This is a genomic window from Streptomyces sp. MnatMP-M17 (assembly GCF_900091995.1).
In the GTDB taxonomy this organism is placed as follows: domain Bacteria; phylum Actinomycetota; class Actinomycetes; order Streptomycetales; family Streptomycetaceae; genus Streptomyces.
The window spans coordinates 1-3,204 of the sequence record NZ_FMDK01000693.1; the positions used below are offsets into that span (position 1 = coordinate 1).

A 3,204-nucleotide genomic window follows, 5' to 3' on the forward strand; every position below is an offset into this window, starting at 1 on the left:
GTCGCCGCGCTGGCCGGTCCCGTACTCCTGAGGCTCTCCGTACGGCGGGCGGCGACGGGCGGCTCCGGATGAGCTGACGGGACCGTGGCCCCGGAATTCCCGGAGCGGCGTTTCGCCCTCCGGGAATTCCGTGCAACCACGAGTGAATTCCCTAGGTGTCACCTAGGAAATGCCCTCGTAACCTTTTCCTTCAATGGAGTTGGTGGTTCTCCGGCGGGAGTATACGGAACTGTTCACGGTGTCGGTCGACGGGCCGGCAGCAACGAAATCCGGATTCCTCTTGACCGTCCATTGCTCGCAATCCGTATTCACGGAGGAGAACAGAAGTGAACGTCAAGTCCCGTATTCGCACGGCCGCCGCTGTCGGCGCCGCGGCTCTCGGTCTGAGCCTGCTCACCACGCCTGCGTCCGCCGACCCGCCCCCGCCGCCGGCTCCGTACCGTCAGCTCGTCGGCGTGGGTTCTGACACCACGCAGGACGTCGGCAACGGTCTGGGCAACGCCATCACCTCCCCGACCATCGCGTCGTACAACGCGACGGGCACCACGCCCATCAAGACGCGCGCCGTCAACTGTTCCATCGCCCGGCCGAACGGTTCCTCGGCCGGTATCGACGCGCTGCGTGCCGACCTCTCGGCCCCGGCCGGCAGCACCACCAAGGGCTGCATCGACTTCGCCCGCTCCTCGCGCGGCCCGTCCGACACCACCACCAGCACCCGGCTGACGTTCGTTCCGTTCGCCAAGGACGCGGTGACCGTCGCGGTCCGTTCGGACAGCCTCCTCAACGACGGTGTGGGCTTCACCACCGCCCAGCTCACCGACATCTACAACTGCGTTCCCGCGGCGCTGACCAAGACCTACTCGACCCCGAGCGGTCCCGTGACCATCACGCTGAAGCCGCTGCTGCCGCAGTCGGGCTCCGGCACCCGCACCTTCTTCCTGGAGAAGATCGGTGTCACGACCCCCGGCTCGTGCGTCAACGGCACCGTCCAGGAGCACGACGGCACCGTCCTGACCGACCCCGGTCACCTCGCCCCGTACTCCATCGCCCAGTACATCGCCCAGACCGGCGGTGTGGTGACGGACCGTCACGGTGTCACGGTCCTCACCCGGGTGAATGGTGTCGCGCCGCGCATCGCCGGCAAGCTGAACACCGCCTTCCCCTACGCCCGTGACGTCTACAACGTCGTCCCGACCGCCCGCCTGACCGGCGGTGCCACCCCGGACGCCAACCTGATCAGCGCGTTCGAGACCTCCACCTCCAAGGTCTGCGCCCAGACGGCCACGATCGAGCAGTACGGCTTCGGCACGATCGGTGCCGCCTGCGGCGGCACCAGCATCAAGGGCGAGCGCTGATGACCCGGGGCGGGCACTGACCACGGTCTCCGCCCCGGTTCTTCCCTCAGCACTCTCCACCGCACCACGGCCGGGCGCCTTCCAGGTGCCCGGCCCCACGGCGTATCCGTGGCCCGGTCCCGGCCCGCGTCCCTGTCCACACCGATCCGGCACCTGTGCCGCACACCGCGCCCCGTGCCCAACACCTACTAGGAGTAACGACCATGACACGCCTCGCGCGAGCGAGAACATTTCCGGCGCTGCTGATGTGCTGCGCCCTGCTCCTGGGCGCGGCAGCCGCCGTACTCGGCGCCGCGGCCACCGCGAGCGCGGCGGGCCGGCTGGGTGATCTGACCCTCGGCAAGACCTCCGGAAGCATCACTGACGACCCGTTGGTCCCGCATGTGACCACGGACGCGCCGTGCCCGACAGGCCAGGGCGACGCCGTACAGCTCAGAGTGGTCCACCCGACGAACGCATCGCGTACGAGTCTCGGCCAAGTGGCCGCCGGCGGCTATGACACCGCGCCCGTGGACACCGACCTGCCGGTGTGGGGCACCTCTCTCGGCGCGATCCTCGACGGCTGGTTCGGCACGGACCCCCATGACGGCACCTACACACTCCAACTGGAGTGCCCCAACTGGGACGATCCGAACGCGTTCTCGTTCTTCAGCACGATCATCGAGGTCACCGGCGACACGTGGGCAGTGCCTCAGGCGGACGCCACCAGTGTCGAGCTGACCGCGGTCCCGGCGACCGGGTCGAACCTGGGCGACACGGTGACCTTCACGGCGAAGGTCACTCCCGCCGTGGCCGGTGACTTCACCCTGACCGCGCAGCAGCTCAACGCCGAGCCGATCGAACTGGGCAGCAAGGCGGCCGACAACGGCAGCGCCGAGTTCACCACCACGGCCCTGCCCCTGGGACTGGTGAACATCGGGGCGCAGTTCACGCCCGCCGACCCGGACGCCTACGCCGGTTCGGTCGGATCCATCTCCGGCTACACCGTCCGGCCGGCCGCGGACCCGACCGGCTCTCCGACGCCCACCGGCTCCCCGTCACCCAGCGACTCCGAATCGCCGACCGATGAGCCCACCGAGCCCGCCGACCTCGATGTCGTGGACGCCGACGGCAACCCGCTGGAGGCGAACCCGACTCTGGAGGCCGGCCAGCAGGTGACGATCACCGCCCGCGGCTACGGCGCCGACGCGACGGTCAAGGTCACTCTCTCCGACAGTGAGGAGGCCCTTGAGGACGCCGCGGCGGACGCCGACGGCACGGTCACGGACTATCCGTTCACCGTTCCCGAGGACATCGCGGACGGCGACCACGTGCTGACGCTCGCCGAGGACGCGGAGGGCGGCCACAGCGTGGAGTTCGCCTTCACCACCGGCGATTCGTCGGACCCGACGCCCGAGCCGAGTGACTCCACCGGCACGGACGGCGGAACGTCGGCGGGCAGCTCCGGTGGCGACTCCGCCGGAGCGGCCGGAGGCAGCGGTGACAGCGGCGGCAGCGGCGGTGGAGACGGCTCTCTCGCCTCGACCGGTACCGGTGTCGCGGCGATCGGCCTCGGCTCGCTGGCACTGCTCTTCGTGGGCGCGGCCTTCGTGGTCAGCGCGCGCCGCAAGGGCCTGCTCACGTTCGCCGCGCCGTCCGGTACGCCGGTCGACTGACGCGGAACGGCGGACGGAACGCGCGGGCGAGGGCTTCCGGGGGCAGACGGTACGCCTGCCCCCGGGCCCGCGCTCGTATCCGTACCGCCCTCCGTCCGTGATCCGGCGCATTCCCTCCACTTGTCACCTCTCCACCCACCACCACCCCACCACCACTTCACCCGAGAGCGAGGAGCGCAGCCACCGTGGCCGTT

General features: G+C 70.0%; 2 protein-coding genes. Both read left to right on the top strand.

What is annotated here, in order from left to right:
• Positions 1 to 326: 326 nt before the first annotated feature.
• Positions 327 to 1,355 (top strand): type 2 periplasmic-binding domain-containing protein, encoded by a 1,029-nt coding sequence (locus tag GA0115259_RS28435; protein WP_093602331.1) that lies wholly within the window; start codon positions 327 to 329, stop codon positions 1,353 to 1,355.
• A gap of 203 nt (positions 1,356 to 1,558) precedes the next feature.
• Positions 1,559 to 3,010, top strand: coding sequence for an Ig-like domain-containing protein (locus GA0115259_RS28440; RefSeq protein WP_093602333.1), 1,452 nt, complete (start codon positions 1,559 to 1,561; stop codon positions 3,008 to 3,010).
• Positions 3,011 to 3,204 lie beyond the last annotated feature (194 nt).